The sequence below is a fragment of the Paenibacillus sp. J5C2022 genome, assembly GCF_025567625.1.
GTDB lineage: Bacteria > Bacillota > Bacilli > Paenibacillales > Paenibacillaceae > Pristimantibacillus.
This window is the reverse complement of sequence record NZ_JAOQJC010000010.1, coordinates 71,160-87,061: the sequence shown is the minus strand read 5'-3', so window position 1 is coordinate 87,061 and position 15,902 is coordinate 71,160. Positions and strand designations below refer to the sequence as shown.

The 15,902-nt window shown below is 53.2% G+C and carries 10 protein-coding genes; 4 read left to right on the top strand and 6 right to left on the bottom strand.

Annotated elements, in window-relative coordinates; genetic code table 11:
- Positions 1-115 precede the first annotated feature (115 nt).
- From M6D81_RS10205 to M6D81_RS10195, 3 genes are read right to left on the bottom strand one after another with little or no spacing between them, the layout of a single operon-like run.
- Positions 116-1,234: a YecA family protein gene (locus M6D81_RS10205; RefSeq protein ID WP_262676776.1), complete on the bottom strand. Its 1,119-nt coding sequence runs from the start codon at positions 1,232-1,234 to the stop codon at positions 116-118.
- On the bottom strand, positions 1,227-1,523 hold the full coding sequence (locus M6D81_RS10200; protein WP_262676775.1) for a hypothetical protein: 297 nt from the start codon (positions 1,521-1,523) through the stop codon (positions 1,227-1,229). The genes M6D81_RS10205 and M6D81_RS10200 overlap by 8 nt, the downstream gene beginning before the upstream one ends.
- A 23-nt stretch (positions 1,524-1,546) precedes the next feature.
- A complete protein-coding gene (locus tag M6D81_RS10195) occupies positions 1,547-4,843 on the bottom strand; it encodes a DEAD/DEAH box helicase (RefSeq protein ID WP_262676774.1) in 3,297 nt (1,098 codons plus the stop codon).
- A gap of 259 nt (positions 4,844-5,102) precedes the next feature.
- On the opposite strand from M6D81_RS10195, the gene M6D81_RS10190 reads away from it, so the two are divergent.
- From M6D81_RS10190 to M6D81_RS10175, 4 genes are all read left to right on the top strand, one after another.
- Positions 5,103-5,933: an alpha/beta fold hydrolase gene (locus tag M6D81_RS10190; RefSeq protein WP_410795717.1), complete on the top strand. Its 831-nt coding sequence runs from the start codon at positions 5,103-5,105 to the stop codon at positions 5,931-5,933.
- Complete coding sequence (locus M6D81_RS10185; RefSeq protein WP_262676772.1) at positions 5,918-6,580, top strand: DUF998 domain-containing protein; 663 nt, start codon at positions 5,918-5,920, stop codon at positions 6,578-6,580. Before M6D81_RS10190 ends, M6D81_RS10185 begins: the two co-directional genes overlap by 16 nt.
- Before the next feature lie 102 nt (positions 6,581-6,682).
- A complete protein-coding gene (locus tag M6D81_RS10180; protein ID WP_262676771.1) occupies positions 6,683-7,117 on the top strand; it encodes a YciI family protein in 435 nt (144 codons plus the stop codon).
- Between the two features lie 14 nt (positions 7,118-7,131).
- A complete protein-coding gene (locus tag M6D81_RS10175) occupies positions 7,132-8,388 on the top strand; it encodes an RNA polymerase sigma factor (protein ID WP_262676770.1) in 1,257 nt (418 codons plus the stop codon).
- A gap of 17 nt (positions 8,389-8,405) precedes the next feature.
- Here M6D81_RS10175 and M6D81_RS10170 read toward each other — a convergent pair whose 3' ends face one another.
- Genes M6D81_RS10170 through M6D81_RS10160 form a run of 3 tightly spaced genes read right to left on the bottom strand, consistent with a single transcriptional unit; the run spans position 8,406 to position 15,804 of the window.
- Positions 8,406-9,905, bottom strand: coding sequence for a DUF3604 domain-containing protein (locus tag M6D81_RS10170; protein ID WP_262676769.1), 1,500 nt, complete (start codon positions 9,903-9,905; stop codon positions 8,406-8,408).
- 26 nt (positions 9,906-9,931) lie between these two features.
- Complete coding sequence (locus M6D81_RS10165; RefSeq protein WP_262676768.1) at positions 9,932-13,834, bottom strand: discoidin domain-containing protein; 3,903 nt, start codon at positions 13,832-13,834, stop codon at positions 9,932-9,934.
- Between the two features lie 20 nt (positions 13,835-13,854).
- Positions 13,855-15,804, bottom strand: coding sequence for an alginate lyase family protein (locus tag M6D81_RS10160; RefSeq protein WP_262676767.1), 1,950 nt, complete (start codon positions 15,802-15,804; stop codon positions 13,855-13,857).
- Positions 15,805-15,902 lie beyond the last annotated feature (98 nt).

Here is a 15,902-nt window from a genome sequence, read left to right as displayed (position 1 = left end):
GCTGCGCAATATTTGCGAAGCCCGACAGCATGCGGATTCGCCTCAAAAAAAAGCAAAGAAGACATCGACACCGCCAAGGTATCCCTGTCTTCTTGTTACCGCTATTACCGTGAACTTACCCGCCACAGCATTTCTTGTATTTCTTCCCACTGCCGCATGGGCATGGATCGTTGCGCCCTATCTTCTGCTTCGTCTGCATGCTGTACACATTGCCGATCTTGTTTTCCGCTCGCAACGGAGCAATCTTTTGTTCTTCCCTCATGTTTGACATCTGATTAGGCGAGTGACCCTTCAACGCCCACTGCGGTGTCGCATGGTATAACGTAAAGAACAAATCCGTCAATTGCTTCATGATTTCCATAGATGGCGCGTCGAATTGTCCTAACAGATCGGCCAGCACTTCGTTCGGCGAATTGCCCATTACTATCGCCATTACACTTTCTTCTACGATGAGGTCTGCCATTTCTCGCTGGATATCATAGTGACTCGTCAGGAACGACACCAACTTCAAGTAGCTTTCATTCCGCTCGACATAACCATCCTCTTCTTCCGCCGCTTGCATGACTTTCTTCCTGGGGAGATGGGCATATTCCAACTCCGAACGAGCCGCATGCTCCATGACAACCTCCTCCTGATCCGCCATATAGTAAGTGAACCCTCTGCCAAAAGGAATAATACCTTCATCAAAATGCGAATAGTCCAGCAAAATGTCCATTACATCTACAGATGAAACTTCTCGCTTCGTATATTCTTCTATCTTCCGCTCCAGCAAATCGAAGCTGGCATATCCATAATAGTAGAGCAAGCCCTTGGCAAGCTTGGTCCATTGCGTATTTCGCCGAATGACATCGCTGTACTCTCTCAGACGCTTGTCCGTCAGCTCCTGCCGAACCTCCCAAGGCACGCACATCCGGTCTTCTCTTGCAGCATCCGGCAGCAGGAGACCGTATGCCATGAAATAACCGATATTTATATCATCGAATATGACAAGCTCCTCGACCGCTACTCCTACAGGGCTATCCAGAACTTTTTGGAGCACCTCTAACCGGCGCACGTCGAAGCGATGCAGTGCCACATTCACATAGAACGGGATATCGCGCGCAAGACACGCTGCCAATTCGCTCTTATTCAACTGACTAGCTCCCTTTATCCTCAAGTTTTTCCGAATTTGATGAAGCTCGTCTTTCGTTAATGCAGCTAATAATTGTTTTAGCGTCTGCCCTTGACTAGTCATGCTCCAGCGCTCCTTGTTCGCTACCGCCAGTAACTGCTCTTTTCCCCGGATCTGCCTGACGTACCTTCGCAGCGGCTTTTTTTGCCGCTTTCTCCTGGCGCTCCTCATACAACTCGTGAATCCATACATGCACAGGGGCTTTCCACTGTTGATTGGGAGCAGGTATGTTCTTTATCAGACTCCGGGGGTTCAACCCCATTTCCTTCGCCATGCGAACCGTTTCCTCATTTAATCGGCATAGCTTCTTCGCCTTCTTCCATTCTTCCGCTTTCTTATCCGGATTAGCCAATGCTATCTCTCCTCTGGATGTAATTATAATGCCAGCAGCTCCCGAATGTCTTGTTCAGATAATGCGGACAATTGTTCTTCACCCGGTTGCACGACTTTATCGATCAAGTCCCGCTTCTCCTGCTGAAGCTCGTACATTTTTTCTTCAATGGTTCCTGCTGTCATCATCCGAATGACCTGCACCACATTTTGTTGCCCGATTCGATGGGCGCGATCGGCTGCCTGTTGTTCAACAGCGGGATTCCACCACATATCATATAATACGACTGTATCTGCTCCGGTAAGATTCAGCCCCGTTCCGCCGGCCTTTAACGATATTAAGAAAATACTGCGCTCACCTGTATTGAATCGTCTGCACAACTCTACACGCTCGCTTGATTTCGTGGAACCATCCAGGTAGAAGTGCTGAAAGCTTCGAGCATTCAATTCTTCGCGAATAATGGACAGCATTCCGGTAAATTGAGAAAACACAAGCACTCTGCGGCCAACGTCCATATATTCCTCAATCATCTCCATTAGCTGTTCCAGCTTGCCTGACTTCCCGCCATAGTCTTCAACGAACAACGAAGGGTGACAGCAAAGCTGACGGAGTCTGGTGAGCCCCGCAAGAATTTTCAATCGGCTCTTCTGAAAGCCCGCCTCATTCAATTGTTGAACCGTCTCCTCTTTCAATCGCATCAAATAAGCCATATATAGTTTTTTCTGTTCTGGAATCAATTCCGACGTCTGCAGCGTTTCGATCTTATCCGGCAGCTCGGTAAGCACATCCCTCTTCAGACGTCTCATCATGAACGGACGAGTTTTTCGAGCGATTTGCTCTGGCGACAGCTCCTTAAAGGATTGCCTGCCTGCAAACAATTCCGGGAAGATGGCATTATAAATCGACCACAGTTCCTCTATGCGATTTTCAATCGGGGTCCCTGTTAATGCGAAGCGATGTTTGGCGACAAGACTTTTAATCGCTTGAGCTGTCTGTGTCGTATGATTCTTTATCGCTTGAGCTTCATCAATTATGATGCTATGGAATTTCCGTTCCTCATATAAATCCGTATCTCTGCGAAGCAGCGGATACGATATAATCATAACATCAAATTGATCAACCCGCTCCGCCAATGACTCCCTCTCGGCACGAGTGCCAGACATAACTGCACACCTTATATGCGGCGCGAACTTGGCAAATTCATGTTTCCAGTTGAACATTAAAGATGCTGGACATACAATTAACGTCGGCGGCAAGGCCTGATTCGCCAATGGCCGTGCATCATGCTCCGATACGATGTAAGCGATGCTTTGGAGTGTTTTCCCCAAGCCCATATCATCGGCTAATATACCGCCGAAACCATAGTAACTCAACATTTTCATCCATTGGAATCCTGTCAGCTGATAATCGCGCAAAACACCCGTTATAGATGCAGGCAGCTCGAACTCCAGATTATCGGGATATCTCAAATTATGAAGAAGACGCTTCAACGATTTGCCCAGCTTCACATTGCCGCGACGCGAGTCGGACCACTCAGCCAGTGAAAGTCCGCGAACAAGAGACAACTGCACCTTGCCCCCTTTCAACTCAGCTTTCGTCATCCCCAACTCATCGAATAAACGGTCAATTTCCCTGAAAGCTTCATCTTCAAGGGAGACGAAAGCGCCGTCTGACAATCGGTGGTAAGAACGCTTCTCACGAATGGATTGCAGGAGCTTGAGCAGATCCTTGCGGTTCACTCCTTCCATATCGAATGTTACCTCTAGCCAGTTCAACGAATGGTCGGCCTCAACGGATGTTTTCGGAATCATTCTCCGTTCCGGTTGTATCGCCTTCACCGCATTGGTCGCATATACCTCGGCCACAGTCTGCAGATGAGTCAAGCTTCCATACAGGAATGCATATTGCCCATCCTCGGAGTCGAGAACAAGCTCGGCTCGCTTCTCCTGGAATCCGGCATGCCGCAACAGGGTGAGAATAGCAGCTTCTTCTTCCTTCTGCCGCAAGATGACGACTTCTGTCGTCTCTTCCTTTCGATTGTCGACGAAGCATGGAATAACGTGCTTCCCGTACTGGAACTCGACTTTAGCGCGAAGCAGACCGTCCTGATAGTCCAGATACACATGCGATTGAAGCGGTTCGTTGACGATGCGCTCTTCTACCCTTGCATCTATCGTGAGCTTTCCAATTTGCCTAAGCCCGGGAATGACTTGATTCAAATACGGCTCCAACTGAGCAGCGGGAATCGCCACTTTTCCTGTTCCCGTATCGGAAGCAATGGATTGCAATCGGTGAAGCCTCGCTAACTCGCTCTGCCCGAGCTTATACATCTCGCCTTGCTTCCCTACTGCCAATTGATAGGCATGTATCGGCAACAGTTCCTGAATGCCTGTCATTGACAACCAATACTCTCTATCTTGTCGTCCTCTCTCAATGCCGAATGTGATGGGCGGCGGCTCGTCCTTCCAAGCAAGGGAGGGGCAAGCTCGTCCATTCACCGTATATTCCGTATTCGTCTCCTTTAAGAGCTTCAGTAATTGTTGAAAAAAAGCAGGAGGAATAAACAGAGCGCGATCACCATTGCTTATAGAATAAGGATAAGATTGTTGTCTTTTCTTATAACACTGTTCTATACCATAGATTTCATGAAGCAGCTTCAAGACATCTTCATCTTGCTGGCGAAATACATGAACGTCGGAATCGTATGTAAACTTCTTCGTGAACGGATAAGATTGACCTGAGGCAAGCTTGGTCAGGAAATCTTTTATCTTGTGCACAACGTATGTCCTCGAAACGCCTACTTTAAGCTCAATCTCTACCGACTCTTGATAACCTGTGCTCATCTTGCAAATAAACTCCGTCGTTAATTCGTCTCGCCAACTATTTTCTCTGACCACTGCATTATTGTTCGTATGGCTATCGGCTTCGAATAAGGCTAAAAGCTGTTCGGATACTTGTCGTTCTTGCCATGATAGTCCGGCCGTATCCTTGGCCGGCTGGGCAACGGATGAATTCCGTCGAGGCTGCGATACCTTCTCTTTCAGGCTGACCAACTCCTCGACTTCCAGCATGACAGCGGCCACGTGCTTGCAGTATTGGTAGGAGGTCGCGAACGCCGGGCAATTGCACTGCGCCTCCACATCCATCGTATGCTCATCAATCATAACTGCAACTTGATAGCTGCTGCTCCCTCTTACAACCGCATGATAGGTGAATTCGTTGGGGTCATAGCTAAGCTTGTGCACTTTGCGCATAATCTGATCGTTCATTCCCCTTGTATAGGAAGTGTTTCCGCATAACTCCTTAATTTGCCGCTTGCTGAGCGAAGCGCCTGTGATCACATCGTATTCCCCTTTCAACCTGGACTAATACTAATTTCTGAATCCTCCGTACAGTTGATCGTATTTCCTCTCTCTCCTCACCATCCACTTTACGCCAACGTGCATTCCGTCCATTCGATATCGTCATTATCGCACCTTTTTTCGCGAGGCTCAAACCTAATAAAAAAAATTAAAATTTATTTTCAAACAATGTCGATTTCCCCATTTCTCATTCGTAGTCTTAGTAAACAGGCAAAGGAGACTTCCCATGACTATGAACATGAACATTGCAAAATCGAAAGACGGAACCAAAATCGCATATGACAAAATCGGAACAGGACCGGCGCTCATTCTCGTAACGGGCGCATTCGGCTATCGCAAATTCCCTGCGCAAATCGAGCTTGCGAAGCTGCTCGCGGGGCACTTCACCGTCTACAGCTACGATCGCCGCGGCCGCGGCGACAGCGGTGATACTGCCCCCTATGCAGTAGAGCGCGAGATTGAAGACCTCGGGGCGCTCATTCGCGAGGCCGGAGGCTCCGCCCATGTATGGGGCTTGTCATCCGGAGCGGTGCTGGCGCTGGAAGGAGCCGCTCGAGGGCTGAACATCACGAGATTAGTGCTTCACGAGCCGCCGTTCATTGTTGATCCAAGCGACCGCAAGCCGCCCGCCGACTTCAAGAAGCATCTGAGCGAGCTTGTAGCGGGCGACCGCAGGGCGGAAGCCGTAAAGTATTTCATGACCGAAGGAATGGGCGTCCCCTCCTTCATCGTCGGCATGATGCGCATGATGCCGGGCGTATGGTCGAAGCTCGTCGCGCTTGCTCATACGCTCCCTTACGACGCCGCTTTGCTGAACGACTATTTCCGCGGGGCTCCGCTCCCGGCGAGCCGCTGGAGCTCCGTCGCCATGCCTGCGCTGGTGATGGAAGGGCCGGAGAGCCCCGCATCGCTGCGGCACGCTGCACAAGCCGCCGCCCGCGCCTTGCCGAATGCGCGCCTGCTGAGCAAGAAGGGACTCGGCCATACGAAGAAGCTGAACGCAGGACTGATTAGCCAGGAACTTATCACGTTTTTCCAGGAGGAACAATCCCTATGCACATCCAAGTAACCGCGAGAAGAACGTCACCCGTCGTGCGAACACTTCTGGCAGGGGGCGTGGCAATTGCCCCGTTATTTTATGCCGTATCCATCATTCAGGCTTTGACACGAACAGGCTTCAATCTCAAGTATCACGCCATTAGCAATCTCACATTGGGAGAGCTCGGCTGGATGCAGAGCGCCGCTTTCGTTCTTGCAGGATTGCTTGCGCTGCTCATGGCCATAGGCATACGAGGCTTGCTGCGCGGCGGCAAAGGCGGAACATGGGGAGCTGTTCTGATCGGCATTTATGGCGTTGGCATGATCATGGCCGGCCTGTTCAAGCCTGACCCCGGCTTTGGCTTTCCCCCAGGCGCTCCCGACGGCATGCCTGCCGCAATGAGCAATGAAGCGGCTGTGCACATGATGGCTTTCTTCATCGCCTTCATCTGTCTGATCGCAGCCAGCTTCGTACATGCCCGAAGATTCGCCGCGATCGGCGAGCGCCGCTGGAGCGTCTGCTCGATGGCTTCCGGCATTATTGCCATAGCGCTCATTGTCTGGGGCATGAGTGCAAGCAGTTGGATCGGTGCCATTATGGGCTCCGCAGGAATTGCCGCCTTCGGATGGCTGTCGGCGCTTGCCGTCCGCCTGCGCGCCGAAGCCGCAGCCCGATGATATCCCACCTTGCAGGAACAGAGGCAGTCGTTATCGAAGAAGCTATCAGATGGTGATGAAGCGAATGCAATCCGTTTTTCAATAATAAGGAGGAATAAACATATGCGATTCATGATGATTGTAAAAGCAACGACAGATTCCGAGGCGGGCGTTAAGCCGAGCCATGAGTTAATTGAAGCGATGCAGAAGTATAATGAGGAGTTGGTGAGAGCCGGCGTATTGCTGGCCGCGGACGGCCTGCAGCCAAGCTCCTCCGGTATCCGAATCTCCTATCCCGAGCAGGGGGGCAAGCCTAAGGTAACCGACGGCCCGTTCACGGAAGCGAAGGAAATTATTGCGGGCTATACGCTGATTGAAGTGAAATCAAGGGAAGAAGCTATCGAATGGGCGCTGCGCATGCCGGACCCTCACGGCTTCGGACAAGGGGAGATCGAGCTTAGACCCGTATTCGAGGTGGAAGACTTAATGGATAATCCCGACTTGCTGGAGAAGGAAACCGTGCTGCGCCAGCAGCTTCAAGGTCAGAGCAAGCCGTGAGCCGCTCTCCCGGTATGCAGGCCTATCGTCAGATCGAGACGATATGGGGAATGGAATCGGCCAAGATCATCGCCGCATTGACTCGCATGCTGCGCGACGTGGCTCTTGCGGAGGACTTCGCCCATGATGCCCTGGTCGCAGCCCTGGAACGCTGGCAGGATACCGGCATTCCCGATAATCCCGGCGCATGGCTCATGATGACGGCGAAGCGGCGCGCGATCGATTATTTGCGCAGAATCAGGCTGCGTGACCGGAAGTACACGGAGGTCGCGCGCAATACCGATTGGCATACGGAGGTTCATGAGCTGTATACGGGCGAAGATACAATTGAAGACGATCTGCTGCGACTCATCTTCATGACCTGCCACCCCATCTTGTCGAGGGAAGCGCGCGTCGCCCTGACGCTCCGGCTGCTATGCGGACTGACGACGGAGGAGATTGCCCGCTCCTTCCTCTCTGCCGAGTCGGCAGTCGCGCAACGAATTGTACGAGCGAAGCGAACGCTTAAGGAGAAGGACGTTCCGTTCGAGGTCCCTGAAGGAGATGAGCTTCAAGAACGGCTTGCGACCGTCCTTGAAGTCATCTATCTCATGTTCAACGAAGGCTACTCCGCCACGTCCGGGAAGGAATGGGTCCGGCCGCTCCTATGTCAGGAAGCGCTGCGCCTGGGGCGGATGCTGGCCGCGATCGCCCCCGGAGAGCCGGAGGCTCACGGACTGGTCGCCCTGATGGAGCTTCAGTCTTCCCGATTGAAGACGCGGGTGGGACGTGACGGACAACCCATTCTTCTGATGGATCAGAATCGGGCACAGTGGGATCATCTGCTTATCCGCCGCGGCCTTGCCGCATTGGAGCGCAGCCGCGCAATTAGCCGGACACCGGGCCCTTATGCCCTGCAAGCCGCGATATCGGCATGTCATGCGCAAGCTCCCACTGCGAGTGAGACGAATTGGCCCCGCATCGCCGCTCTGTACGAAGCGCTTGCCCTCACAGCTCCATCGCCGGTCGTCGAATTGAACCGGGCCGTCGCGATCGCGATGGCGTTCGGTCCCGCCTTCGGTCTGCAGATCATCGATAACCTGGAGGAGCAGTCCTCTCTGGACGGGTATCATCTGCTGCCGAGCGTCCGCGGCGACATGCTGGCGAGGCTGGGCCGCCACGAGGAAGCCCGCATCGCCTTCCAATATGCCGCCTCCCTTACCCGCAACGAGCGTGAGCGTACCTTGCTCCTGTCGCGAGCTGAGGAATGTGAATGGGAGGCTTCCAGATGAGACATTGCATCGTATAGCTAGCTGACGAACACAGGCGATATCCAGGCGAACTGGTTGTTCGCCTGACGAATTTCCGCATAATACACATCCGTCTCCAGCTCTTTTTCAGTGTCGCTCCACTCCAGATGCACTTGATAAGCGGATTTCGGAACGGCGCGATGAATAAGCAGCGCTTCCGAATTGTAAGAATGGATATGCATCGACCTTGACCCTTCCAGCAGCTCTCCCACGCTTACTTCTTTCTCCATACCGTTAGCCTGAACGGCAAGCCTGGTCGCTTCGTCGCCTTCGATCTCCAGCACAACCGCCGCCGTTGCCGGATGCAGGGTAGAAGGGTTCTGGAAGGTGGTGCAGGTCCAGGCAAGACCCTCTTCCGATTGTGCCACGATTTCATTGCCCAGCTTGTTCATATCGGGGTTATCCCGCATGCCGGGCTCAGGCGCCAACACGCTTTGGCCCCGGAAGCAGCTGTCCACCGACAGCAGCTTGCCGCCGCTAACCCGTGCTTTCGCCTTCCAGCTATACCCCTCTCTCTCGCTGCCCCAGCCAAGCTCTATTCGCACTTTATAGGTTCCAATGCCGCCTTGACTCTCCTTACGCACCAAGCTCTCGCCCGCCAACGCTTTCCATGGCTTGGCATTTTTATAAATGGTGATTTTGTCGATGTAGTCGCAGCACTCCGCATCCAACACAAGCTGTCTCGGCTCCGAGGTTTCAAGGCTGCTGCCCATCTCGGCGCCGTTAACGGAGAAGCGGCAGGCAATCTTGTCTCCCGTTACCGCATATGTACGGCCGGCTTTGATCGCCTCCCATATCGATTCGCGCGTTTTCTCCTTCGCCCATACGGCCACCCTGCCGTCGCCGTATGAACCGGGATAGCCTGCATGATGATCGGTGGAGCCGGCGAAGCTGAATTTCTTTCCTTTCTTGAGCCCGGTCAGTACCGTATTGCGGGAATCCTTCGGCCCCATCGTATGGTAGTAAGGATAACTGCTGGAATCCGACATGCCGCAGCCATGCTTGGAGAACACCTCGACAATCGGCGAAATATCGGAACGGAATGCCTCCCAGTCAATGCCGCGATACCCTGGCGTGTAGCCGATATGATGCGGCACGGCGATGGCGTCATACGCAGCCAGCTGATCGGCCAGATCCTGAGGCGAAGCCGCATACTCCAGCGGCAGCTCATCGCTTGGCGACAAGATATGATGATCGCCGAATGCGCTGGAATGAATCTCATAGCCCTGGAAGGTCACGAATTCATGCGCAATGTTCGCTTCCTTCACCTTGGAGCGAACGTTCTCCCAATCCTCTCGCAATTTGGCGAATCCTTCATTGTGGAAGTCGACCAGGAAAGCCGTTGCGTCCGTTCTGCCCGGCATATCCGGCCACATCGCGTGACCGATAATGGCACAGAAGTCGAGCTGGCTCTTCGCCGCTTCCAGCGCATGCTCCAGTGCGCCGAATCCATAAGTAATGCCGCAATGATTATGCAAATCTCCCCATAAAAGCTTCATACTCTCTTCCCCTCTTCTTGCTGCAGCTATTGCTGCAATTGATATAAGCGAACCTCGGCATACGAATTCCATTGATTAATACTGTTGCCATGACCCGTAATCCGCACATAGCGGGCATCATGCTGTCTGACATATGTTTTCTCAAGAGCGAGCGTTTCGCCGCTGCTTTGCCCGGAGAATGACTTGTACCAGGAGACGCCATCCATAGAAGTCTCGATGTCGAACTTGAAGCTGCGCTCGTTGCCGCGTATGAATGCAATGCCGACGCTGTTCAGCGTTCGCGCTTCACCCAGGTCGAACATGATCCATTGATCGCCCTCGGCTCCCCAGTACGTATCGAAATTGCCGTCTATCGCTTTGTCTTCCGTATTGCCTTTGTCAGCCTGCGATGCGCTGGCGGACACGGCCGCGATTGGAAGCTCCGCCAATCGCTCCTCTTCGCCGTTCATAGGAACCAGCTTGTAATGGAAATAATAGACGCTCTTAATTTCCGGACTTTGCAAGGAAGAGACGATCAGCTTCGTTACCCCCGGCACCTCATCCGCCGGCACAACCTGAACCTGATAGCGAGTCTGATCATACGTGAATGTCAAGTCAGGGACATCCGTATAATCCAGCGGGTACGCAATCGTATAGTTGAACGTCCGCTCGTCGAAGCCTTCGACAGCCTTGCCGTCAATGCCGGCCCCTTGAATAACCGGAACAATGAGATCGCCGTCCGCAATGCTCCACTGCCCCAGCGGCATGGGAACGATTGTCGTATCCATGTCTTCCGCAGCGCCGACAATCGGAATCATCGTTACCGTCAAGCGCATTTCCTTCACTCCGTCAAGCTTGACATACAGCTTGCGAATGCCCTCATTGGCATTCTGATTCGCCGGATTCGGAGATTCCGGCAGCGGCTGTGCATCCATCACTGCGAATCGGGCGGATACCGGCTCGCCGGACTCGTCGCGGGCGTCGCTGTTCAAGCCGACCCACAGCTTCTCCCCGCCTTTGCTGAACACTGCGGATTGGCCGTCCTCGCCGATCTCAATCTCAGCCTCCGTATGCATGAACCAGTAGGCTGTCGATGGAGACAGGAATTGAACCTCATCCTGGATGGTCGCTCTCATCCGGTTGGAAGCCAGCATGACGCCCCGCTTCGCCTCGGACACCTGCCCGTCGTATGCTTCGGCAAGATTGGCGATTGCGAATCCGCCCAGCGGCTTGCTTTCCGTCTTTTCTATTTTCGAGAAGGCTTTAATATTTTGCTGCGCGCCGCCATCCGGGTTAATAACCAGCGTATTGTGGCCTTCCGGATTCAGGCGGTAATACGTCAGCCGCTCCTTGTCGTAATTGGAATAGCCGGGCAGATTGTAATCGTCCTTGCCCAGATCGATCGCCCACTGCTGGCCCAGCGCTTCGAAGACAAAGCTGCCCAGATCGTAGTGGCCGTGGCTCACAACGTTGTTCCCCGCCTTAAGGCCAAGGAAGGTCGCGGCAGGGTCATCCCACTTGCTTCGGAATGTCGCCACTTCCGTTCCGCTGAAATAACGATCCAGCTCAAGCATCTGACCGGGCATATAGAAGCTTGGCTCGTACCACAGCATTTCCAATTCCGATCCTGCGTTTCTGTATTTCACTTTGTTGTCCAGATGAACGGAAGCCAGCAGCCTGTCCCCGTATGTCTTGGCGATCCACAGCTCCTCCGCGGAGATGACTTTATTGTTCGAGGCATCGCCGTAGTTAAGCGAACCCACAGCTCCGCTTAAGAAGGTTGGGAAGTAAGCTGTCTTGTCCAGCCCGGGCGTCTGATCGTAGCCGTAGCTGGTGCCGAGCGCCGTCTCCATTGAGGAAATAAAGCGGACAATATACTCCAACGTATATTTCCAGTAGCTTGGCCCCTCCGCCCATGCGCCATCCGGCGTGAACTCCAGCAGGATAAAGTCCTCCAGCGCATTGAAGGCAATATCCAGTATCTTGCCTCCGAACTGCTGCATCGTCACCGTTTCTTTTGATGGAAGCGCAATCGACTTGTCCACGTCCCCGATTGCCATTAAGGCCAGTATCGTGGAGCCGTTGCTTACCGCATTCCAGTTGTTCGCTCGGGGATAAGTATGAATCCACCATACATTTTTGTTATAGGCTTCTAGAGATTTAATCAATCCTTTCTGAACAATCGCCTCTTCCAGCAGCTGCCGTTGGGCAGGTGTCCAAGCATCGTACAGCCAGTCATAGGCGATCGCCACGCCCTCCATAAACTCCGCCGTATTCAAAAATTCATTGTCTTCATTCCAGCTTGGAAATTGCGAGACGGCATACACTTCATCCCATATGCGCTGCTTGTACTGCTCCTTCTTGACCGCATCGTCGCTAAGATGATAGAGCATGCCCAGATTGATCACAAGCGGTCCGACCTGCCTGGAGCCGATCATGCGTCTGCCGTCCGGCAGGTCGTCGGTAGGGAGCGGCATGGCGAGGTGCTTTTCACCCTGCTTCCGGATATCCTCGTACCACTTGCCAATCGTTGGCTCGTTCTGCAGCAGCATGGCTTTAATCCGGTCGAAATCGGAGGACGTCGCCAGCACTCTCGGATGCGGAGCATTGTAGTCGATCAGGCGGTTCATCGCTTGCTCGCCGCTCGGGCGATCATACACGATCTGCTTTACCGCTTCCTCAATATAAAACTTCTCATTGTCCCTCGGCTTTATATTTTCGTCCGCCCGGTCAAGCGCATCGTCGAACGGCTGCGCATCGTCGCCTATGACGATAAGCCCCCTGCCTTTGTAATCCGTATAGACCTGCTTCTGCAAAATGCTTGCCGCCATATCAAGCGGCACCAGCACCTCGCCGGCAATAAATGCAATATGCTCGGTAGGATGAACGACGCCGCCAATAACGGCATGATTCTTCGTCACGACATTCATCTGTCCGTTTACTTTCGCACGGGCGCTTTTGCCGCTTATTTGCACGTCGATACCAAATAATTCGCCAATTCGGCGCAGCGGCACGATGACGGTTCCATCCACCTTGTGCGGCTCAGTCTGTTCATTGAATGCGTTAACCATTCTGACATTGTCCATGACCGCATTGGGATTATTCAGCATCATGGCCAGTGCGCCGGCCAGCCGATCCTGAATCGAAATGCCCAGCTCATTGTCGAAATCCATCAGCGATTCCGGTCTTTGAAGCTCCTCCAGCTCTTCCATCGTCTTCAGCTCAGAGCCCTCATACACCCGCATTTGATCAAGCAAAGTGGTAAAGTTATGATTGCCTTCCGTATCCGGCTGCAGATCGGCCGGCGATACTCTCTTGGCTCTTACTCTGATATAATTCATCCCCGCCGCTTGATTGCTGTTGTTCAGCGCAATCGAATCCAGCTTCTTCTCTCCGTCCACATAAAGAGAGGCCGTCATGGCGCTTCCTTCCACATTCATGGCGAAGGAAAGTCTGTGCCATTGATTCAATTGCAGCGGAACCTTGCTCATTCCCAGCTTCAGCATGCCATCCGTGCCGATACTGGCGAGCGTTATGCCTTTGTTGCCGCTATCCTTCATCTCGATGAATCGGCTGCCGTTGCGATCAAGCAGCTTTATCTCGAAGTCGACTATAAGCTCGCCGGTCAGATCGTCCGCCCCGAATCGCTTGGCTAATCCTGCATCCGGCTGATCGGGCACACTTTCCTCGATACGAAGAGACACGCTCGTTCCGTTGGGAACAGTATGCTCGTTCCGAAGCGCGCCGCTTGAGCTTTTCACGGCAGCATTGCCTGTCATCTCGAAGCCGCTTGGCGGAGCGCCCGTTTTCGCATAATCCTCGAAATCGTCATACAAGTGCACGGCAATATTCGCTTCTGCCGACGCAGGAAGCGCGGCGCCCGTTATTCCGCTCATCCCCAGAACCATACACAACAGTACACCGATGAATCGATACGTTTTTTTACACATTCTCATTGCTCCTCTCAGAGTCATTTATGAATCCGCATATCCTTGCCATATACGGCAATCCGATAACGTTCTTCATGTGTGAATTCGAAGACGCCGCTCTCCGCTTCGCGTATCCGCACTTCCGGAAGCTCTTCGCCTTGATACGGAATAAGCACCGTCAGCATGACTGCCGTGCCGCTGTACCTGCCTTGGAAGCGGACTCTCGTAGCCGGTCTCGCCACATCGTTCGTATCCGACAATCTGCCCGGCAGGAACTCCGGCCGCTCCAGCCCGCTCGAATAAATGGCCAGATTAGCGATATCGCTTGCTGCCATGACACCGCCCGGACATTCCCGCACATCGGTGAAATCCAGGTGGAAATAACGTTGAACGTTATTCCCCTCCAGCCCCTCCACACGATCCGCAACGACGATGAATCGGCTATCGACCAGCGCAATATGGCGATGATGGACGATCGGCTCGTAATTCAAGTGGTAAGCGCTTGCAATTTGATAAAACTCCCTGTTATCCACATTATAAATTTCTCCGTTTTTTTGCGGACCGTAATGGAATGAGCCCCTATACTCGAAGTGATCCCTCTCGTCGATTAAAAGCGTGGAATGATAGTTCGAGCTTTTGAACTGTTTGCGGTCCTCATCGTCCCGATAGCAGAAAATGCCGGGATCACACACCATATCCTTGCCGAGCGCCGTAAAGTCGAAGCTCATCAGATCGATATGGGCATGGAAATTTTGAATCGGACTTCTGCAAGTGAACAAGAAGCTGAGCGCCTCGGTATCCCAGCCGCTGCGAATAATCGCCTGATGCAGCGTGCGATTCCAGAAGGTCGTCCGCTTGTCGCATTGAAACGGCTTGTCTTGCACGATGCGCAGATCCTCCGCGAACTGCCGCACGTCAAGCGCGCGCCATGCATGCTTGCCTGCCTCCCGCATGACCTCTGCCGCATCAATCAGATTCGCGGCGAGCCCGAGCCATGTGCTGTCGTCCAAGGCGAAATAACCGTATACGCCTCCCATAACCGCCAGATGATTGGCATGCGAATCTCCGACCGGCACGCACTTCCCCGTAGGCCGCAGCGAATAGATCGAATAATCCAGATTGCTCCTGAATCGTTCCATATAGGCCTCCGAGAAGCGGAAGCCGAACCGCTTCGCGAGCACGACCGCCAGTCCGAACCAGAACATGCAGCCGTTATGATACGACGGACAGCCCTCGATCTGTCCACCGTCCTCCGTCAACTGCGCCATGCAGCATTTCTCAATGCCATCAATCGCGAACGCTTTCCATTCCTCCGCTTCCTTCAGCTCAGGGAAATAAAGCGACGTGGTCAAGATGCCCAGGCATTCCATCAAATAATGATTATGATCCGCATTGGGCCACAACTGCGGCGACACTTTACGCAAAATGATCATTTGCATGCGGACGGCGGCTATATATCGCTCCAGCACTTCGGCGGTGAACAGCTCGCTATGTCCCAGATGCTCCAGCACTAGCGGCCATGTCTTATAGCTGCGAATGCCGAGCTCCAATGCCCGAAGCGGATGACACTCACTATAATAGCTCAGCGGCCGATCCAGCAGGTCTTCCGTTATCTCCACTGTCTGAATCCAGTCCAGCAGCTCATCGACGACCTTGCGCCCGTATCTCTCCTCCTTCGTCAAGGAATAGGCCTCCAACAGATCCTGCCAATGGTTCATCCGGTTAAGCTGCCATAGGTACTCGTTGTCATTATGCCTGCGCTCCAGCCAGCATGGCGGATTGCCGACAAATTCCCTCACTCCTCCCGTGCCAGGGAGCTTAATCATCCCCTGATAAGCCAATTCCGCATTAGCGATCGTATCCCGAGCCAGCTCCGGCATATGACGGGCAATGTAGTCTGCCTTGGCATCCATCGGCTCCAGCCGGGAGCGCAATCGGTTCAGCAGCTCCGATGAGGACATCGGCTCCTTCAGCCAACTTTGCAAGCTCAAGCGCTCATCTCCTTTTCAAAGGCTGTAAACCTTTCAGCATCTTTCATCGCTTGACTACAGCTCATGAATGCATCCGGTTTACAGCCTTTTCCCTTCCC

Bases quoted from the DNA above. Each gene is read 5' to 3' on its own strand.
- M6D81_RS10205 (WP_262676776.1), bottom strand. From the start codon at position 1,234: ATGACTAGTCAAGGGCAGACGCTAAAACAATTATTAGCTGCATTAACG.
- M6D81_RS10190 (WP_410795717.1), top strand. From the start codon at position 5,103: ATGAACATTGCAAAATCGAAAGACGGAACCAAAATCGCATATGACAAA.
- M6D81_RS10185 (WP_262676772.1), top strand. From the start codon at position 5,918: ATGCACATCCAAGTAACCGCGAGAAGAACGTCACCCGTCGTGCGAACA.
- M6D81_RS10180 (WP_262676771.1), top strand. From the start codon at position 6,683: ATGCGATTCATGATGATTGTAAAAGCAACGACAGATTCCGAGGCGGGC.
- M6D81_RS10175 (WP_262676770.1), top strand. From the start codon at position 7,132: ATGCAGGCCTATCGTCAGATCGAGACGATATGGGGAATGGAATCGGCC.
- M6D81_RS10170 (WP_262676769.1), bottom strand. From the start codon at position 9,905: ATGAAGCTTTTATGGGGAGATTTGCATAATCATTGCGGCATTACTTAT.
- M6D81_RS10165 (WP_262676768.1), bottom strand. From the start codon at position 13,834: ATGTGTAAAAAAACGTATCGATTCATCGGTGTACTGTTGTGTATGGTT.